This is a genomic window from Stackebrandtia nassauensis DSM 44728 (assembly GCF_000024545.1).
In the GTDB taxonomy this organism is placed as follows: Bacteria; Actinomycetota; Actinomycetes; order Mycobacteriales; family Micromonosporaceae; genus Stackebrandtia; species Stackebrandtia nassauensis.
The window spans coordinates 5,200,635-5,218,918 of record NC_013947.1 but is presented as its reverse complement, the minus strand read 5'-3'; the positions used below and the strand labels follow the sequence as shown (position 1 = coordinate 5,218,918).

Genomic DNA, 18,284 nt, shown 5'->3' with positions numbered 1-18,284 from the left:
TATAGACACAGATACCGGTTCGTAACGTCGACAGTGGTGGCTGTGGAACAGCCAGCGGACAGGAGGTCCGACCCATGGGAGAGATCGCCGATAGCCTGGCGGGGTTGACGATCAGTGTCGTCTCGCCCGACAACCAGCTCGCCGCCACGGTGCGCCGACGGCGCGAGGTGACCGTCCACTTCCGGCCCGGCTCCTACGAACGCTACGACGCGCGAACCCTGGAAACCCAACTGTCCCAACTGTTCACGCTGGTCATGTCGGGCTACCGGCAGGGGTACATGTCCGTCATGGAAGCGCACGACATGACGGTCATGGCCGACGCGAGCGATGTGGACACCGAGGCGGGACGCATCGTGCGACGGCGCCGGGACGAGACCGTCGCCCTCGGCGAATCGGCTCAGGGGATGGTGCGGGCCAAGACCCGGGGCCTGTCGGAGTGGCGGTTCAAGATCGCCGACGGCGCGCTGTCGCGGCTGTCGGAGGAACAGTTCACCGCCGAGATCCACGGCGCGTTCATGAACGTGATGGCCGACTGGAGCCGCCGGGTGCGGCGGATCCACTGGGAGGTCTTCAGTCCGGACCGGGTGCCCGCCGCCGGTCGGTGACCGGCGGGCCCGGAACCGCTCAGCTGACGGCGGACTGAGCGGTCAGGGTGCGGTTCACGGGATCCAGCGTCGCCATCGTTCCGAAGGGGACGGTGAAGGGATCCTTGCCGTGGCCGAAGCGCAGGCCGCCGAGGATCGGCACGCCCAGGTCACTGAGCCGGTCGCCCAGCACGTCCACCGCGTCCCAGTCCCAGTCCTCGTCGACGCAGCCGGTGAACTGGCCGATCGCGATGCCGACGATCCCGTCGAGGGTTCCGGCGCGGCGCAACTGGGTGAGGATGCGGTCGAGCCGGTACGGCTCCTCGTTGACCTCCTCGCAGAACAGGATCGCGCCGGTGTAGTCGGGACAGGTGCGGGTGCCCACGGCGTCGACGACCAGCGACAGGTTCCCGCCCAGCAGCCGACCGCTCACCGCCGCGTCCCCCTGGGTGAGGACGCCGGTGGGCTCGTCGGGATGCGGGGTCAGTTTCACGTCCTCGTCGGTCATGACCGCCTGGCGCAGCGCTTCGCCGACACTCGCGTCGCGGTCGGAGATGAACGACGTCATGACCGGCCCGTGCACACCCGTGATCCCACTGTGGACGTACAGGGTGTTGAACAGCGCCGTGATGTCGCTGTAGCCCACCACCGGTTTCGGATCGGCCTTCGCCGCGTCGGTGTCGACCGCGTCGACCATGCGCGACAGCCCATAACCGCCCCGGGTGCAGAACAGGCCCCGCACCTCGGGATCGCGCAGCGCCGCGTTGAGTTCGGCGGCCCGGACCTCGTCGGTACCGGCCAGGTAGCCGTGCCGGTCGTAGGCGTGCGGCGAGACCTGCACCGTCAGGCCCCATGACTTCAACAGCGCGATCCCCGACTCCAGCTTGCCGTTCTCGGGCGGGCCGGACGGCGAGATCAGCCGGACGGTGTCGCCGGAGCGCAGCCGGGGTGGGCGAATCACGTTGTGGGCCATAAGCGGGCACGATACCGGCCCTGCCCCACTTCGGCTACGTCGACGGGGGTAGATGGGAAGCCGCCCGCTGACCGACGTCGGCAGCCATTGGAGTCCATACGATTCCAGAGTTCGCAATTCAATATGGACCAAGGGTTGGGCGATGGAGATTCCGTTCTGGGTGTGGCCGCAGTCGGTGGCGTGGGTGCTGGTGCACGGGTATCTGTGGTGGCGGCTGGTGCGCTGCGCGATGCCGCCCGGCCGGTGGCGCAAGGCGGCCACGATCGCGCTGGCGGTGATGGCGCCGACGGTGCCCGGCGCGCTGATCGCGATGCACACCCTCAGCCCCACCGAGGGCGCGTGGATCACCTGGCCGGGGTTCATCTGGTACGGACTGCTGGTGTACCTGCTGCTGGCGCTGGTCGCCGGGGAACTGCTGCGGCTGGTGCTGTTCGTGGCACGCAAGATCCGGCGCCGGGGAGCCGAACCCGAGACACCCGAGGCCGTCGCGTCGCGGCGCCGGTTCCTGGCGCGCGGCGTCGCGATCGGCGCCGGAGCCGTCGCCGTGACCACCGTCGGCTACGGGATGACGCAGGCGTTCTCCTCCGCCCGGCTGGAACGGATCACGATCCGGCTGCGGGGCCTGGCCGATGCGGGCGAGGGGTTCCGGATCGCGCTGGTGGCCGACACCCACGTCGGGCCGTTCCTGGGGCGGGGCAACATCAGCGGCATCGTCGAACGCGTCAACGCCGAGAAACCGGACGTCGTGGTGATTCCCGGCGACCTCATCGACGGCACGGTCGCCGACCTGGGCCCGGCCGTGGCACCGCTAGGCGACCTGCGCGCCCGGCACGGCGTCTACTTCTCACTGGGCAACCACGAGTACCTGTTCGACTTCGACAACTGGGTGGAATACCTGCGGGACCTGGGAATCCGGACGCTTCGCAACGAACGCGTCGAGCTGCCGCACTTCGACCTCGCGGGCGTCAACGACTCCTCCGGCGACAACGTCGGCGACCCGCCGGACTACGAGCGCGCGCTGGGCGACCGCGACCCGGACCGTCCGGTGGTGCTGCTGGCCCACCAACCGGCCCAGGCATACGAGGCCCAGAAGTACGGCGTCGACCTGCAACTGTCGGGGCACACCCACGGCGGCCAGTTCTTCCCGGCCGGGCTGCTCACCTCGATCGGGCAGCCGGTCATGGCGGGTCACGGCACGGTCGGCGACACCCAGCTGTACGTCACCCGGGGGACCGGCTTCTGGGGTCCGGCGATCCGGGTCGGCTCGCCGCCGGAGATCACGTTGATCACACTCGCGGCCGCCCGCTAAGCCACCGTCGGCGATCTCCGGTGACTACGCTCGAGGCGTGACTACCGCGATGGTTATCGAAAACGCGCCCACCTGGCACCTCGGGCGGCTGGAGACCTGGCTGATCGACGCGGGGCTGGAACCCGAAGTGCTGCGCCCGCACACCGGCGACGCGATCCCCGAGCGAGTGGACCACCACGACGCCCTCATCGCCCTTGGCGGCGGACGCGGGGCGGCCTGGACGCCGGAGCTGACGGCGCTGCTGCGCACCACGGTCGCCGACCGGCTCCCGCTGCTGGCCTTCTGCTCCTCGGCCCGCTCCCTGGCCACCTCGTTCGGGGCCACGACCACACCGGTCGAGTCGTTCAACCCGGGCCCTCGGCTCATCGGCCGCCGTGACGCCGCCGCCGACGATCCCCTGTTCGGCACCGCCCCGATGGCCATCGACGTGATCCGCTGGCGGCACGAGACTCTCACCGACCTGCCCCCCGACGCTCGCCTGCTGGCCGCCACCCCCGACGGCGAGCCCGAGATCTTCCGCATCGGCGACCGCGCCTGGGGCATACAGTCCCATGTGGAGTTCGACGGCGCCATGGTGCTGGGTCTGGACGGCGACGGTGAGTTGGCCCGCCGCGTCGACGCGGTCACCGAGCACCTGGCCGAGACCTGGCGTCCGATCATCGATCGCTTCGCCGCTTTGGCTCAGGGACGTACGGCAAGTAGCCCGCTGCCGCTGTTGGACTGATGCCGTCGAGCCAAGACTCGGTGTCGTTGAGCCTGGGGCGTTCGGATTTCGGAGACGTACCCTCCAAATATTGGAAGGTGTGTGAAACCCCAGTTCAGCGCGCTCTTGGTCGATAATTTGTGAATGGTAGAAGGTCCACTGTTCACGCGAAAGCAACTCGGTATCCGGCTTCGGGAGCTGCGCCACGCCTCGGGTAAGACCGTGGAGGACATCGAAGTCGCCGACATCATGGGCAAGTCCAAGCTCTACTACATCGAAGCCGGTCGACAACCCAAACCGTCGTGGCCTGAGATCAAGGAGCTGGCCGAGCTTCTGGGCGCCGACACGGCGCTACGCAACGAGCTGGTCCGGATGGCCAAGGACTGTCTGCGCTCGGGCTGGTATGTGCCTTTCGATGTCCCGCAACAGTTCCAGCCTTATCTTGACCTTGAGGGCGCGGCCACGAAGCTGTCGTTCTTCGAGGTCGAATACGTCAACGGACTGTTCCAAACCGACGCGTACACCCGAGCGATTCAAGTCGGTTGGGGGCTCAAAGGTGCCGAACTCGACCACACGCAGACGTTTCGAGCTCAGCGCAAGAAACGGTTCTGGCAGCGTGATCCCGCGCCTGAGGTGGTGCTGGTCATGAGTGAGGCGGCTGTGCGCCGCCAAGTCGGCGGCCCCGAGGTCATGGCCGAACAGATGGTCCACCTGCGCAAGCTCGCGGAGAAACCCAACGTGGCCATCCGCGTCGTTCCGTACTCGGCAGGATCGTATCCGTCGATGGGGGGCAATTACACGCTGCTGGAGTTCAAGTCAGGCGCGTACCCGGAGGTGGCGTACGTAGAATCGCGAGCGGAGTGCCAGTATCACGAGCGCGCCGCCGTGGTGGCACTCTACAAACGGATCTTGCAAGAGACCCTGGACATCGCGGTGCTGATGGAGGAGATGCAACTATGACCGGTCCCTGGCGCAAGTCCAGTCGCAGCGGTGGCGGCACGGGAAGTCAATGTGTGGAGACCCGGCACAACCTCGGCGAATTCCAAGTCCGCGACAGCAAGCTTGGCGATGCCTCCCCGATTCTTGACATCCCCGGAACCGAGTTCTCCGCGCTTCTGGCCGACTTGAAAGCCGGACGGCTCGACAACTAGACGTCGTATCCAAGGTGCCCCTGCTTCGGCGAGGGCACCTTCATGTTGTGGCACGCCCTCGTATCGTGCGGTGGTCCGGCTCGGCGGTCTGACGGCTTGCATAAGCTTGGCCGACGTGGGCAGTAACGGCTGGAGCTTGGTCGACGTGGAACGTAGCTGGAGCTTGGCTGACGTCGGCCGTGGTGGCTGGATTGGCCGACGTGGGTCGGAGTAGCTGGTCGAGGGAGGTGCGATGCGGGACTTGATAGCCAGGCAGCTGGCGCGGCTGCGCGAGGCGGATCCGGAGGCCGTGGCCGCCTCGTCGGCGAACATCGAACTGCATCGTCGGTTGACCGCCGTGCTGGCCGCGTCCGAGACGCTCGGCGACCGTTTGGTCGCCAGCCCCGGGCTGTGGAAAGCGTTGCGGCCCAACAACTCAGACGGCGACGGGTCGGACGCTTCCGGCCCAGCCGGGCTCCGGCAGGCGCTAGCCGACGGCTCGCCGCAGCAGCCCGCAGCTGCCCACGGCTTGTCGGGGTCGCCGCGAACGCCCGCCAACGGCACCGCGAAGACGCGGCCAGCGCCAGCCGACGACGAGCCGGAATCCTCCAGCTCGGCTGGGCTCCGGCAGTCGCCCGCCGACGGCGCGTCGGGCTCGCCCGCTGTCGGGCCCGCCGATCTGGAGCAGGTCCGCACCTCCGCCGACGCCGCCGAGCTGCGAGCCGCCTACTGTCGCGCGCTGCTGCGCATCACCGCCGACGACCTCACCGGCGACGGGGAACTCGCGCGGGTCACCGGCGAGCTGTCCGACCTCGCCGACGCCACCCTGACAGGCGCGCTGCGCATCGCCGAAGCCGAGGTGCCCGGGGACACCAGCTTGGCCGTGATCGCGATGGGCAAGACCGGCGCCCGCGAGCTCAACTACGTGTCCGACGTGGACGTCCTGTTCGTCGCTGAGGGCGATCTCGACCTGGCCGCTCGACGGGCCGCGCGGCTCATGTCGATCTGCCAGCAGGCCGCGTGGGAGGTCGACGCCGGGCTGCGCCCCGAGGGCCGCAACGGCGCGCTGGTGCGCACCGTCGACAGCTACCTCGCGTACTACCGGCGCTGGGCCCACACGTGGGAGTTCCAGGCGCTGCTCAAGGCCCGGCCCGTCACCGGTGACCTCGAGCTGGCCGAACGTTGGCTGGCCGAGGTCGAGCCGCTGATCTGGTCCGCTGTGGACAAACCCAACGCTGTGGACGACATCCGCGCGATGCGGCGCCGCGTCGTGGCCACGCTGCCACCCGGCGCCGCCGAATACCAGATCAAGCTCGGCTCCGGGGGCCTGCGGGACATCGAGTTCGCCGTCCAGCTGTTGCAACTCGTGCACGGACGCGGAGACGCCAAGCTGCGGGTCAGGTCCACCCTGGATGGTCTGCGGGCGTTGACCGACGGCGGCTATCTGGCCCGCGCCGACGGCGAGGCCCTCACCGACGCCTACTGCTTCCTGCGGACCGTCGAACACCGGCTGCAACTACAGAAGCTGCGCCGCACCCACCGGGTCCCCGACGATGACGACGACACCTACTGGCTGGCCCGGGTACTGGGTTTCCGCGACGTCGAGGAGTTCCGCACCGAGTGGCGCAAACACGCCGCCGCGGCCCGCAAACTGCACGAGAAGCTGTTCTACCGGCCGCTTCTGGACGCCGTCGCCGAGATCCCCGCCGACGGGCTGCGGCTGGCCCCGTCGGCCGCCCGGGCCCGGCTGGAGGTGCTCGGCTTCGCCGACCCCGACGGCGCGTTGCGGCACATCTCCGCGTTGACCAGCGGCATCTCCCGCACGGCCGCGATCCAGCGCACGCTGCTGCCGGTGCTGCTGGGCGAGTTCGCGCGCGCCCCCGAGCCCGATCGCGGACTGCTGTCGTACCGCAAGGTGTCGGAGAAGCTGGGCGGCAGCCCCTGGTACCTGCGACTGCTGCGCGACGGCGGGCCGATCGCGTTGCGGCTGGCCCGGCTGTTGGCCACCTCCCGGTACTTCACCGACCTGCTGACGCGCGACCCGGCGGCGCTGCGGCTCTTGGCCGAGGACAACGATCTGCGGCCCCGCGACGCCGAGGTACTGCGCGGCGGCATGGCCGCGGCCGCCGCCCGGCACGACAGCCCGGAGGCCGCGATCGCGGCGGTGCGGGCGATGCGGCGCCGGGAACTGTTGCGCATCGCGTGCGCCGATCTGCTGGGCCACATCGAAGTCGGTCAGGTCGGGGTGGCGCTGTCGGATCTGACCGACGCGGTGCTGCACACGGCACTGACCATCGCAAAGTCGACAGTGGACGACGATGTCCGGTTGGCGCTCATCGGGATGGGACGGTTGGGCGGCCGGGAGAACTCCTACGCCTCCGACGCCGACGTCCTGTTCGTCTTCGACGGCGACACCCCCGAACGGGCCGCCGCCGCGGCGTCCGTTGTGGAGACGATGCGGCGGCTGCTGTCGGCCCCGGCCCACGAACCGCCGCTGAACGTGGACGTCAGCCTGCGCCCCGAGGGACGCCAGGGCCCGGTGACCCGCAGCCTGTCGGCCTACCGCCGCTACTACTCCCGCTGGTCGCGGGTGTGGGAGGCGCAGGCACTGCTGCGGGCCCGCTACTGCGCCGGAGACCCGAAGGTGGCCGCCGAGTTCCTCGCGATCGCCGACGCCGAACGGTATCCGGCGGCCGGGCTCAGCGCTGAGTCGCTGGTGGAGCTTCGCCGGATCAAGGCCCGGGTCGACACCGAACGGCTGCCGCGCGGCGCCGACCGCCCCACCCATGTCAAGCTCGGCCCCGGCGGTCTGACCGATGTGGAGTGGAGCGTGCAGCTGCTGCAACTGACCCACGGCCACGCCGTTCCCGCGCTGCGCACCACATCCACACTGGCGGCACTGTCCGCCGCCGAGACGGCCGGGCTGGTCGACGCCAAGGACGCCGTCGCGCTGCGGGAGTCGTGGCTGGCGGCCTCGGGCATCCGCGACGCCCTCACGCTGGCTCGCGGCACCGCCTCCGACCAGCTGCCCCGGCACGGCCCGGAACTGGCCGCGATGCTCGCGGCCATGGGCCCGGCCGGGGACGGCGACGCGGGGGAGTTCGTCGACGAGTACCTGCGCCAGGCCCGCCGCGCCCACACGGCGGCGGAGCACATCTTCTTCGGTCAGGAGTGACGGCGCGCCAACGCGAGTCGTAGCTGCCACAGTCCGGTGACGATGATCGCCGAGGCGATCAGCACGACCAGGGCGGTGACGAAGAATTCGATGAGCGCGAAGAACGCGGCCACCATGAACAGCAGGATGGACAGGTAACCCAGGGCGCGGCTCGATAGAAGGGTGTCCATGGCTGGATCGTATCGTCGGGTGGGGTGTGGAGGCCATAGCGTGACGCCGAATATTAAGCGCCGTTAAGCCCGTGGGCCGCCGGACGGTGATCCGGCGGCCCACGGGGCCGCTACTTCAGGCCGTAGGAGCGGATCGTCTGCTGGCTCAGTTCGCTTCCGGTGTCGTCGGTGGCGGTGAACCGCACCGACACGAACTTCGCGCCGGACGGATGGTCGAGCTCGGCGGTGGCCGAGTCGCCGTCGCGTTCGATTTTGACCTCGTCCCAGCTGTCACCGTCGTCATAGGACACCTCGAACTTCAGGTCGGTGAGTTTCGTGTCCACGTCGGCGTTCTGGGGCCGGTACTCCATCGTGACCTTCTGCTTCTCGCCCGCCTGGGCGTAGCCGTCGGTCACGCCGTCGGCGGCCAGCACCACATAGGAGGCCGCCACGGTCTCGGCCTCGTCGTCCCCGGGGGCCTTGGGGCAGTCGAACTCCCACGTCGCGGTGCTGTGGGTGTTCAGCGGCGTCACATCGTCGGCCTCGCGCTTGCCGTCGACGGTCAGCGTGAACCGGCCGCTGGCATCGGGTTCGAGATCGAAACCGCCGCCGGAGTTGTCCAGGACGCCCTCGTAGTGGCCCAGCTGTGTGTCCCCTTCGGAGAGTGTGATGGACCCTGAGTACCCTCTGCCGTAGCCCAAACTGTCGCTGTCGAAGTGGTTCATCATCGCGGGCGTGACCCCCAGTCCCTGGGACATCCGCATAGCGCCGTTCTCCATCAGCCCGATGGTCAGCGGCGCAGTGTTGAACGACTGCTCGCCCGGCCCCGCCGGATACGTCGTTCCCTCGACGGTGGTCCCGAACGTGACCATGGTGCTCTCGCTCGCGCCGACCCTGGTGTACCCGTGCCACTTCACCGGCTCGGGGGTGTAGCGGACGGTCTGGTCACCCGGTACCGGAAAGCTGGTCTCAATGCAGTTCTGGAAGCCGATCCCGATGTCCGGGGGAATACCCGCGAAGCAGTACCCCGCCGCCGATTCGGTGCCCAGCGACTGGAAGTCGGTCGCGACCTCCGCCAGCTGCTCGTCGGGCACCTCAAAGGACAGATCCTCCGGCACGCCGTCGGCGCCGGGGAACGCGAGCTGGTAGCTGTAGGGCTCGTCCGCGCCCTTCGGGCTGGTCAGACTGGTGCCGAAGTTGAAGCTCACGCCTTCGGACGCGCCGCTCTTCGTCGGCAGCACATAGTGGTCGTGCTTCCCGCCGGTCAGGGTGTAGACGCCGACGTTGGATCCCTTGGCGTACATGTCGACCTTGCGTGTCTGCGGTTCGGCGTCCTTCGCGTCCACCTCGGCGGTCACCGGCTGCGCCTTCGCGCCGTCGATGGTGAGGTCCACCGGTTCGTCGGCGACGGTGAACGTCGAGATCCCCTCGATGACATCGCCGCTCTGGTCGGACTGCGTACCGAAGATGAGTTGCAGATCGTAGGTTCCGGCGGGCAGTTCGGTGGTACTGACGCCGTTCTCGTCGAAGGTCAACTTTTCGAAGGCTTCGCCGCCCAGGGCGCTCCACAACACGTCGGTGTACTCGGGGGCCTTGCCGTGGCGGTCCTTGAGCGTGATGGTGACCTTCTGGTTCGCGGCCGAGTCCCGCGTGCCGGGTGATGCGGGCGCGTAACCGTCGTACTCGCGATCGTCCAGTCGCGACTTCGGCGCCTTCGCGGCGTCGTGCTGTCCCTCCCGCAGCAACGCGGAGACGTTGTACCGCCGGGGATCCCGCTCGCCGGACGCGATGTCGGCGGCCTGGTCCATCGGCACCATGATGAAGTCCGTGGTGCCCCCGGCGCGGAAGAAACCAGCATCGGCCCGGCCGTCACCGGGACGTACCGCGACGCCGCCGCCGGGCAGCAGGGTGACCGTGTCGCCGGTCGGCAGGACGACGGTGGCATCGCCGCCAGCGTCGGCGGTCGGATTCGGGTCCGGCGCGGCCGGATCGGCGTAGACCCACGCGGTGACGCCGGACAGCATCACCACGGTCGCCGCCGCGACCAGATAGCGCTTTCGCACGCTTGCTCCTTGGAGTTCGTCTGCTGATGGACGGCCTGTCCATCACGACCCCCAAGACGCCGCCGGGTGTCGAAAGGTTGTCGTACCAGACATAACACGCGAATCCGGCGCGAACCTCTCGTAGCGGCGATGAGCGCCGCCGCGACGACCGCGAGGCCGGAACCGGCCAGCATCACCGTCACCGTCGAGGTCGCGTCCACCACCACGCCGCCCACCAGCGCCCCGGCCGACAGCGCGGCCTGGAACGACGCGGTGAACACGACGGTCGCCGCCTCGGGCGCGTCCGGGGCGGCCCGCGCGAACCAGGTCTGCGAACACGCCGGAACCGCGCCGTAAGCCAGCCCCCACAGGACCAGCAGCCCGGCAACGGGCACGATCCCGTTGCCCGCCAACGGCAGCAGCAACGTCGCCGCCGCCAGCACCAGCGCTGCCACGGCGAACACCGCCCGGTGGCCGCGCGCCATCACCGCGCCCGCCACGAAGTTGCCCGCCACCCCGGCCACGCCGTACACCAGCAGCAGCGTGCTGATCAGCCCCACGTCCACCGCGTTGACCTCCACCAACAGCGGCGTCACATACGTGTAGGTGGCGAAATGCGCGACCACGACGACCGCCGTGACCAACAGCCCATACCGAACCGCCTTGCGCCGCAACAGTTCCCGCAACACCGCCGCACCCGTGACGCGCAGCGGCGGCAGCCCCGGCAGCGACAGCGCCAACGCGACCAGCACCGCGACACTCACCGCCGTCATGACCGCGAAGGCCGCCCGCCAGCCCGCCAGCGATCCGAGGAACGTCCCGGCCGGAACACCCAGCACCGAACCCAGCGGCACCGCCGCGAAGACCACCGCCGTGGCCATCGACACCGCCTTGGCGCGCACCAGTCGCGGCGCCAGCCCCGCGCCGATCGACCAGAAACCGCCGATGACGACGCCCACCAGGATCCGCGACACCAGCATCACCCAAAACGCCGGAGCCAACGCCGCCAGCAGGTTCGCCACCGCCAAGACGGCCATCAGGACGCACAACATCACCCGCCGGTCCAGCCGCGCCGTGGCGACGGTGACCAGCGGCGCCGCGACGGCGGCCAGCAGGCCCGGCAGCGTCATCGTCAGGCCCGCGACCCCGTCGGAGACGCCGAACCCGTCCCGGATCGGCACCAACAGTCCGATGGGGAGGATCTCGGTGGTGACGATGGCGAACAGGCCCGTCATCACCGACACCACCGCGAACCAGCCTCGCGTCGGTGCGGGGCCGGTGGTGATGCCGGGAGTCGTGGTCGCGGTGGCGGTCATGGGCGGTCCTTGTCGGCTCGGGGAATCCCAGTCCAGCAGCCGACACCGGAGCCGACCGGCGGTTAAGCGACGTGATGGTGCCGCGCGAGGGTGACGCCGGAATTCGGCCAGCCCGCTGGGCACCGTCGCCCTGCCGGTGGCCCGGCTCAGCAGCCGCACCGTCCGGTACCAGGGGTTGCCCGACAGATCCGGGTGCAGCGCCGTGATGCCCAGGCAGTACTTCGACAGCCCCTGCCGCGACCGGGGCAGCTCGGGAAGCCGCAGCTGCCGTCCGGGCGGCGACTTGACCTCGATGAGGACCAGGTCGTCGCGGGCGGCGAAGCCGGTGCCGTCGGGCAGTTGCCACGCCAGGTCGACGTCGCAGGTGATCCGCGCCGAACCGTCGGCCACCAGCAGCGTCAGCCGCGAATAGGTGACACACAGGACCGGCACCAACCGCGCCGGGGCACCACGGCCGTGCGCCGAGGTCAACACCCGGTCCACAAAGGCCCGCCCGTCCGCCGTCATCGCCTCGGGGTGCGGGATGCGGTGCTTGTCGGTGTTGTCGCGGGCCCCGTTGAGCTTCACCTCCAGGAAACTCAGCCCGCTGTCCACATAGCTCCTGGTGCGGATCTTGGCGCGTTGCCGCCGCTGCTGCCGGTGCGAGCGGAAGGTCCACAGGTCCGGGGTGTCGAAGTACGTCGACCGGTAGCCGAACACCCGCCGCCCGTCGATCTGGAGGATCCGGGTGCCGGGCCCGGCCAGCGGCGCCAGCGCGTCCACGGCCACCGAGGTCGGCACCAGGAACTTGTCGTCGACACGGTTGGTCAGGGCGGCGGTGGCGTTGAGTTCGTCGAGGCCCACACCCGGCAGGCCGGACGTCGCGCCGCGCATCGCCGCCTGGGCTCGCGATATTCTCATACCCGCACCCGATCCCGGGCGCCCAAGCGGAACCGGACGTCGACGGTCGTCGTCTCCCGCACGAAGTCCACATCGGTGACGATGTGGTGCAGCACCCGCCCGCCCAGCCGCCGCTCCAGGTCGGCCACCAGCGCCGTCTGGTCACTGTGGAGCACGTCGAGGACGACCTGCTGCCGCCGCGAACGCCGCAGCAGCAGCGAATGGTCGGCCACGAACATGACACCCAGCAGCACCACGTTGAGCAGCAACGTGACCCGGAAGTCGGGGATCGCCAGCCCGTTGACCAGTCCCAGCGCCAGCGCCACGAAGTAGTAGGCGACCTCCTCCTGGGTGATGGCGTCCGAGCGCAGCCGGATGATCGACAGGATCCCGAACAGCCCGAAACCAAGCGCCGCGGCCGAATCGGCGTCACTGAGCAGCGTGACGACCGCGAACACGCCGATGTTGAGCGCGGCGTAGGCCAGGACCAGGTCGCGGCGGTGATGCCGTATCCCGTAGGTGATCGCCAGCGCGGCCGCCGCCACGATGTCGAGTCCGAGATGGATCAGTATCTGCGTCATGGTGTTCACGATGCCGTCGACAAAGGAGACCACCGTGAGACCGGGATGAGAAGCCTCTCATTGGGTGAGCCGGTACCCCAGGCCCCGCACCGTTTCGATACGGTCGGCGCCGATCTTGCGGCGCAGGTACCGCACGTAGACGTCCACCACATTGGACCCGGGATCGAAGTCGAAACCCCACACCCGGCTCAGCAGCTGCTCGCGCGACAGCACCTGCCCGGCGTTGCGCATCAACGTGTCCAGAAGCGACAGCTCCCGGGCGGTCAGCTCCACCTGACGGCCACCGGCCCGCACCGCCCGGGTGCGCAGGTCCAGCTCCAGGTCCCCGACCCGCAGCACCGCCTGGTCGCTGCCGCCGCCCGAGACCGGACGCAGCCGCAACCGGATCCGGGCCAGCAGTTCGTCCACCGAGAACGGTTTGGGCATGTAGTCGTCGGCCCCGTCCGACAGGCCCGTCACCCGGTCGGTGGCGCTGTCGCGCGCCGTCAGGATGATCACCGGCGTGTCCCGGCCCGCGGCCCGCAACGCTCGCAACAGATCGAAACCGTCCATATCGGGCAGACCGATGTCCAGGACGATCAGGTCCACCTCGCCGGTCAACGCCCGCCCCAGCCCCTCGGCCCCGGTGTGGGCCACGCTCGGCGTGAACCCCGCCGCCGCCAGCCCCTTGGTCAGGAACGCGGTGATGCGCTCGGAGTCCTCGATGATCAGAATGCGGCTCATCGCCTCGGCACCTCGATGGTGAACACCGCGCCGCCCGCCACGCTCGCGGCCCGGGCCGCCGGTTCGCGTCCGCCGACGCGAGCGGCCGAGGCCGCGATCCCGCCGGACCCGGCCATTCCCGGCCCGGTCGCCTCGGCTCCTCCGGCGGCCGTCGCCGGCTCGCCCGACGCCGCGGCACCCCCCGGCTCGGCGTCCTCGAACTCGTCCGTGCCGCGCCCGGCGCTCGTCACGGGCGTCTTGGCCGTGCCACCGGCCCCAGCCGAGACATCGCGCGACAGCCTCGCTGCCCCGGCACCTCCGGCGCTCGCCATCGCTTCGGCCAGTCGCCGCCGGTCGGACGCCGCGCCGTCTCCAGCGTCGGTCACGGTTACCCGGCCGCCGTGCGCCTCGGCGATGGCCCGCACGATCGCCAGGCCCAGCCCGGCGCCGGAACCGGTGCTGCCGTTGCCCTCCCGGTCGCGGGCCGGGCCGGTCACGAAGCGTTCGAAGATCCGCTCCCGGTCGGCCGCCGCGACCCCGGGCCCGCTGTCGCGCACCCACAGCCGCACCCGCTGCTCCGTCACCGACGAACCCACGCCGATCTCGTCGCCGGGCCCGGTGTGCCGGACCGCGTTGGCCACCAGCTGCATCAGCGCCTGGGTGAGCCGCTGCTCGTCGGAGCGGATCACGGTCTCGGCCATCTCGTCGATGACGAACCGCCGATCGCCGAGCGTGCGCACCTTCGCCACCACCTCGACCGTCAGCTCCGCCAGGTCCACATCGGCCGGACGCAGGAAGTCCGGGGTGCCCGACTTCGCCAGCACCAGCAGATCGTCGACGATGCGCCGCATCCGGTCCAGTTCGTCCATCACCAGCCGCAGCGTCTCGGCCCGCTCGTCGGCGTCGTCGATGCCCTGCCCCAACAGCTCCAGGTGCCCGCGCACCACCGTGATCGGGGTGCGCAGCTCATGTCCCGCGTCGTCCACGAACTCCCGCTGCGCCGCGAACGACTCCTCCAGCCGGTCCAGCATCGTGTTGAACGTCTGCGTCAACGCCGCCACGTCATCGCGCCCCCGCACCGGGATCCGTTCGGACAGATCGGTCTCACTGATCCGCTCGGCGGTGTTGCGCACCAGCCGCACCGGCGCCAGGATCCGCCCCGCCGCCAGCCAGCCCCCGATCCCGGCCAGCCCGATCGCCGCCAGCCCCACCAGGATCAGCACCACCATCGCCTCGTTGATGTCGGCGGCCTCCACGTCCCGGAACTCCGCCACCACCAGGTGCCCCACCTCGTCGCGCCCGTCCACCGTCACCGGGATCGCCGCGTACCGCGCCTCCCCGGCCGAGGTCTCGATCCACCCCGTCGCCGGAGCGTCCACATCGGTGATCCGCTTGATCAGCTCACGATTCTGGTCGATGCGCGCCGGCGGCTCCTTGGCACTGCGCTTGTACGGAACCCCGTCCACGACCGCCACATAGGTCTCGTGCTCCTCCGGCAGACTCCGGTACAGGTACACCTCCAGCACCTGCTCCACCCCGGTATAGGCCTCACCGGTCGCCGGGTTCAAGCCGCCCTTCGTGAAACCCCGGAACTTGTCGACCTCATGCCCCAGCTCGTCCTCCAGCCGCACGTCCAGCCGACTCAACAACACCTCATAGGTGGCGAACACCGACACGAACAGCGCCCCGGTGACCAACAACAGCATCCAGGCCAGAATCCGGGCCCGGGCACTGAAACCCGCCCCGCCCCGATCAGTCATCCGCGTCATCGTCGGCGTCGTCCGAGCCGTCCTCACCGGCGTCGTCGTTGTCGTCGTCCTCCTCGCCACCGGCGGTGGACGGACTCGGCCCCGGCACCTTGGTCGCGCCGTCATCACTGCCCGACCCCCCGTCCGGGGCGGTGGGCTCCGACGGCACCGTCACCTTCGGCCCCAGATCCTCAGGGGACGACGCCGAGGCGACCGTGATGAACACCAGCACCCCGGCGGCCACGGCGACCAGCCCGGTCACCAGCACATACACGGCGCCTCGTCTCATACCTCAAGAGTGGCGTCCCACCGTCGTGAAGCCAAGCCCCCCACGATGAGAGTTCTCTCATCAGCGCCGTCGGTGCGCCGAATCACGGTACCGCCGCCCCATTTCACCGGGTAACGTATCGCCCGCGACGGTGCTCCCGTTGGCCTTCTCGCACCGGCCCGGGGTCGGGGCCGTCGCGACCAACAGGAGAAGCACCACTTGTCAGTTCAGCTCAACCACACCATCGTCGCGGCCAAGGACCGAAGCGAGTCCGCCGAGTTCCTGGCCGACATCCTGGGACTGGAGGTCGGCGCCCCCATGGGCCCCTTCCTCCCCGTCCAGCTCCACAACGGAGTCACACTGGACTTCGCGCAGCAACCCCCGGACAAGGAGTTCGCGCCGCAGCACTACGCGTTCCTCGTCTCCGAGGCGGAGTTCGACGCGGCCTTCGACAAGATCAAGCGTTACCGCCTGACCTTCTGGGCCGACCCCCGCCAGCACCTGGAGGGCGAGATCAACCACCACGACGGCGGCCGGGGCGTCTACTTCCTCGACCCGTCCGGCCACTACCTGGAGTTGATCACCGTCCCCTACGGCGGCTGGCCCGCATGACGAAACGGCCCCCGCACCAACCGGTGCGGGGGCCGTTGTCATGACTCTCTTAGACGTCGAAGTAGAGCAGGAACTCCTGCGGGGTGGGCCGCAGCCGGATCTCGTCGACCTCGGCGGTGCGCTTGTAGTCGATCCAGGTCTCGATCAGGTCCGGCGTGAACACGCCGCCCTCCAGCAGGAAGCCGTGGTCGGACTCCAGCTTGTCGAGCACCTCCGGCAGCGAACCCGGGACCTGGGCCACGTCACCGAACTCCTCGGGCGCCAGCTCGTACAGGTCCTTGTCGACCGGGTCCGGCGGCTCGATCTTGTTCTTGATGCCGTCCAGGCCCGCCATCAGCATCGACGAGAAGGCGAGGTACGGGTTGGAGGACGGGTCGGGGACCCGGAACTCGACCCGCTTGGCCTTCGGGTTGTTGCCGGTGACCGGGATCCGGGTGCACGCGGAACGGTTGCGCTGCGAGTAGACCAGGTTCACCGGGGCCTCGTAGCCCGGGACCAGGCGGCGGTAGGAGTTGACCGTCGGGTTGGTGAACGCCAGCAGCGACGGGGCGTGCTTGAGCAGGCCGCCGATGTACCAGCGGGCCGTGTCGGACAGACCCGCGTAGCCGGTCTCGTCGTAGAACAGGGGAGTGCCGTCGCGGAACAGGCTCTGGTGGGTGTGCATGCCGGAACCGTTGTCGCCGTACATGGGCTTGGGCATGAAGGTCGCGGTCTTACCGGCGGCCCACACCTGGTTCTTGACGATGTACTTGAACAGCTGGAGCTGGTCGCCCGCGTTGAGCAGGGTCGAGAACTTGTAGTTGATCTCGGTCTGGCCCGCGGTGCCGACCTCGTGGTGGGCCCGTTCCACCTCGATGCCGGTGTCCACAAGGGTTCGTACGATGCCGTCGCGCAGGTCGGCGAAGTGGTCGACCGGCGGGACCGGGAAGTAGCCGCCCTTGTGCTTGGGCTTGTAGCCGCGGTTGCCGCCCTCTTCCACCTTCCCGGAGTTCCAGGCGCCCTCGACCGAGTCGATGTGGAAGAAACCGTGTTGTGGGGCGGTGTCGAAGCGCACGTCGTCGAAGATGTAGAACTCCGCCTCGGCGCCGAAGTACGCGGTGTCGGCGATGCCCGACGAGGCCAGGTACTGCTCGGCCTTCTTGGCGATGTTGCGCGGGTCGCGGCTGTAGGCCTCGCGGGTGAACGGGTCGTGGATGAAGAAGTTCAGCGCCACGGTCTTCTCGGCCCGGAACGGGTCCAGGAAGGCGGTGGTGACGTCGGGCAGCAGCAGCATGTCGGATTCGTGGATCGCCTGGAAGCCGCGGATCGAGGAACCGTCGAAGGCCAGGCCCTCGGCGAAGGTCTCCTCGGTGAAGGATTCGGCGGGAACGTTGAAGTGCTGCATCACCCCCGGCAGGTCACAGAATCGGACGTCGATGAACTTGACCTTGTTGTCCTTGATGTAGGCCAGAAGCTGATCGGGACTGGTGAACACTGCTGGGTTCCTCATTTCCAAGACGAATCCATGTGGAAGCTTTCTGTGAAGCAGACTATGGCCGAGCCATTGCCTTACCGTGTCTCCACTGTTTCGGGCGTGTTACACGATCATGGGCCACCTCACACCGCCACCGGACGATCCGCGCCCGCGCCACGGCGACTATCCTGCGGACATGTCCCGCCCCAAGGCCACTTCCCCGACCGAGCCACAGCAGGACGAGGTCCCCGAACTGGCGACCTTCGGACAGCGGTTCGCGGCGCTGATCGTCGACTGGATCCTGTGCGTCCTGCTCGGCAACGGCCTGGTCGCGGTCAACGTGCTGCCGGAACTGGAGTACCCGGTGTGGCCGAGCGTGCTGATGGCGCTGTACTACGCCGTGTTCGTCGGCTTCTTCACCCAGACCGTCGGGATGCGGCTGGCCAAGATCCACTGCGTCAACGCCGCCGAGGGCACACCTCTGGGCCTGCCGCGCGCACTGCTGCGCGGCGTGCTGGTGGTGCTGGTGATCCCGATCCTGACCGCGTTCTCCGACCCGCACCGGCGCGGCCTGCACGACAAGCTGTCCGGGTCGGCGGTGATCCGGCCGAAGGCGTCCTGACGCCACCGGCCGGAATCGGCCTACTTTCCGCGCATCGC

16 protein-coding genes and 2 pseudogenes are annotated in these 18,284 nt (G+C 69.3%); 8 read left to right on the top strand and 10 right to left on the bottom strand.

The window, feature by feature from the left end:
- Positions 1 to 74 precede the first annotated feature (74 nt).
- A complete protein-coding gene (locus tag SNAS_RS24285; RefSeq protein WP_013020123.1) occupies positions 75 to 605 on the top strand; it encodes a hypothetical protein in 531 nt (176 codons plus the stop codon).
- A gap of 19 nt (positions 606 to 624) precedes the next feature.
- Here SNAS_RS24285 and SNAS_RS24280 read toward each other — a convergent pair whose 3' ends face one another.
- Positions 625 to 1,557, bottom strand: a complete 933-nt coding sequence (locus tag SNAS_RS24280; RefSeq protein ID WP_013020122.1) for a S66 peptidase family protein — start codon at positions 1,555 to 1,557, stop codon at positions 625 to 627.
- Between the two features lie 142 nt (positions 1,558 to 1,699).
- On the opposite strand from SNAS_RS24280, the gene SNAS_RS24275 reads away from it, so the two are divergent.
- The 5 genes from SNAS_RS24275 to SNAS_RS24255 all read left to right on the top strand — a co-directional run bounded on the left by SNAS_RS24275 (position 1,700) and on the right by SNAS_RS24255 (position 7,874).
- A complete protein-coding gene (locus SNAS_RS24275) occupies positions 1,700 to 2,866 on the top strand; it encodes a metallophosphoesterase (protein ID WP_013020121.1) in 1,167 nt (388 codons plus the stop codon).
- A 37-nt stretch (positions 2,867 to 2,903) separates the two neighbouring features.
- Entirely contained in the window at positions 2,904 to 3,590 is a 687-nt protein-coding gene (locus tag SNAS_RS24270; protein WP_041625145.1) for a type 1 glutamine amidotransferase, read from the top strand.
- A 123-nt stretch (positions 3,591 to 3,713) separates the two neighbouring features.
- Positions 3,714 to 4,529, top strand: coding sequence for a helix-turn-helix domain-containing protein (locus tag SNAS_RS24265; RefSeq protein WP_013020119.1), 816 nt, complete (start codon positions 3,714 to 3,716; stop codon positions 4,527 to 4,529).
- Positions 4,526 to 4,720, top strand: a complete 195-nt coding sequence (locus tag SNAS_RS24260) for a DUF397 domain-containing protein (RefSeq protein ID WP_013020118.1) — start codon at positions 4,526 to 4,528, stop codon at positions 4,718 to 4,720. The genes SNAS_RS24265 and SNAS_RS24260 overlap by 4 nt, the downstream gene beginning before the upstream one ends.
- Before the next feature lie 232 nt (positions 4,721 to 4,952).
- On the top strand, positions 4,953 to 7,874 hold the full coding sequence (locus tag SNAS_RS24255; RefSeq protein WP_013020117.1) for a bifunctional [glutamine synthetase] adenylyltransferase/[glutamine synthetase]-adenylyl-L-tyrosine phosphorylase: 2,922 nt from the start codon (positions 4,953 to 4,955) through the stop codon (positions 7,872 to 7,874).
- Here SNAS_RS24255 and SNAS_RS24250 read toward each other — a convergent pair.
- From SNAS_RS24250 to SNAS_RS24220, 8 genes and pseudogenes are all read right to left on the bottom strand, one after another.
- Positions 7,865 to 8,044: a hypothetical protein gene (locus tag SNAS_RS24250; RefSeq protein WP_013020116.1), complete on the bottom strand. Its 180-nt coding sequence runs from the start codon at positions 8,042 to 8,044 to the stop codon at positions 7,865 to 7,867. The two genes, SNAS_RS24255 and SNAS_RS24250, sit on opposite strands and share 10 nt — an antisense overlap.
- 110 nt (positions 8,045 to 8,154) lie before the next feature.
- Positions 8,155 to 10,086, bottom strand: a complete 1,932-nt coding sequence (locus SNAS_RS24245; RefSeq protein WP_013020115.1) for a hypothetical protein — start codon at positions 10,084 to 10,086, stop codon at positions 8,155 to 8,157.
- 110 nt (positions 10,087 to 10,196) lie between these two features.
- Positions 10,197 to 11,381: pseudogene (locus tag SNAS_RS37765) on the bottom strand (MFS transporter); the annotation flags it as partial.
- A gap of 204 nt (positions 11,382 to 11,585) precedes the next feature.
- Positions 11,586 to 12,254: pseudogene (locus SNAS_RS37760) on the bottom strand (polyphosphate polymerase domain-containing protein); the annotation flags it as partial.
- A gap of 23 nt (positions 12,255 to 12,277) precedes the next feature.
- Positions 12,278 to 12,841 carry a DUF4956 domain-containing protein gene (locus SNAS_RS24235; RefSeq protein WP_041626780.1) on the bottom strand — a complete coding sequence of 188 codons (564 nt, stop codon included), beginning with the start codon at positions 12,839 to 12,841 and terminating at the stop codon, positions 12,278 to 12,280.
- Positions 12,842 to 12,898: 57 nt separating this feature from the next.
- Complete coding sequence (locus SNAS_RS24230) at positions 12,899 to 13,564, bottom strand: response regulator transcription factor (RefSeq protein WP_013020112.1); 666 nt, start codon at positions 13,562 to 13,564, stop codon at positions 12,899 to 12,901.
- Entirely contained in the window at positions 13,561 to 15,303 is a 1,743-nt protein-coding gene (locus SNAS_RS24225) for a sensor histidine kinase (RefSeq protein WP_144300626.1), read from the bottom strand. Before SNAS_RS24225 ends, SNAS_RS24230 begins: the two co-directional genes overlap by 4 nt.
- The gene (locus SNAS_RS24220; RefSeq protein ID WP_013020110.1) at positions 15,296 to 15,580 is read right to left on the bottom strand and encodes a hypothetical protein; all 285 of its coding nucleotides are present in this window, start codon (positions 15,578 to 15,580) and stop codon (positions 15,296 to 15,298) included. Before SNAS_RS24220 ends, SNAS_RS24225 begins: the two co-directional genes overlap by 8 nt.
- Before the next feature lie 198 nt (positions 15,581 to 15,778).
- Between SNAS_RS24220 and SNAS_RS24215 the strand changes: the two genes are divergently transcribed.
- Positions 15,779 to 16,171 carry a VOC family protein gene (locus tag SNAS_RS24215; protein WP_013020109.1) on the top strand — a complete coding sequence of 131 codons (393 nt, stop codon included), beginning with the start codon at positions 15,779 to 15,781 and terminating at the stop codon, positions 16,169 to 16,171.
- Between the two features lie 49 nt (positions 16,172 to 16,220).
- Here SNAS_RS24215 and glnA read toward each other — a convergent pair whose 3' ends face one another.
- Positions 16,221 to 17,660, bottom strand: coding sequence for a type I glutamate--ammonia ligase (gene glnA / locus SNAS_RS24210; protein ID WP_013020108.1), 1,440 nt, complete (start codon positions 17,658 to 17,660; stop codon positions 16,221 to 16,223).
- Positions 17,661 to 17,820: 160 nt separating this feature from the next.
- Between glnA and SNAS_RS24205 the strand changes: the two genes are divergently transcribed.
- On the top strand, positions 17,821 to 18,246 hold the full coding sequence (locus SNAS_RS24205; protein WP_013020107.1) for an RDD family protein: 426 nt from the start codon (positions 17,821 to 17,823) through the stop codon (positions 18,244 to 18,246).
- Positions 18,247 to 18,284: the final 38 nt, after the last annotated feature.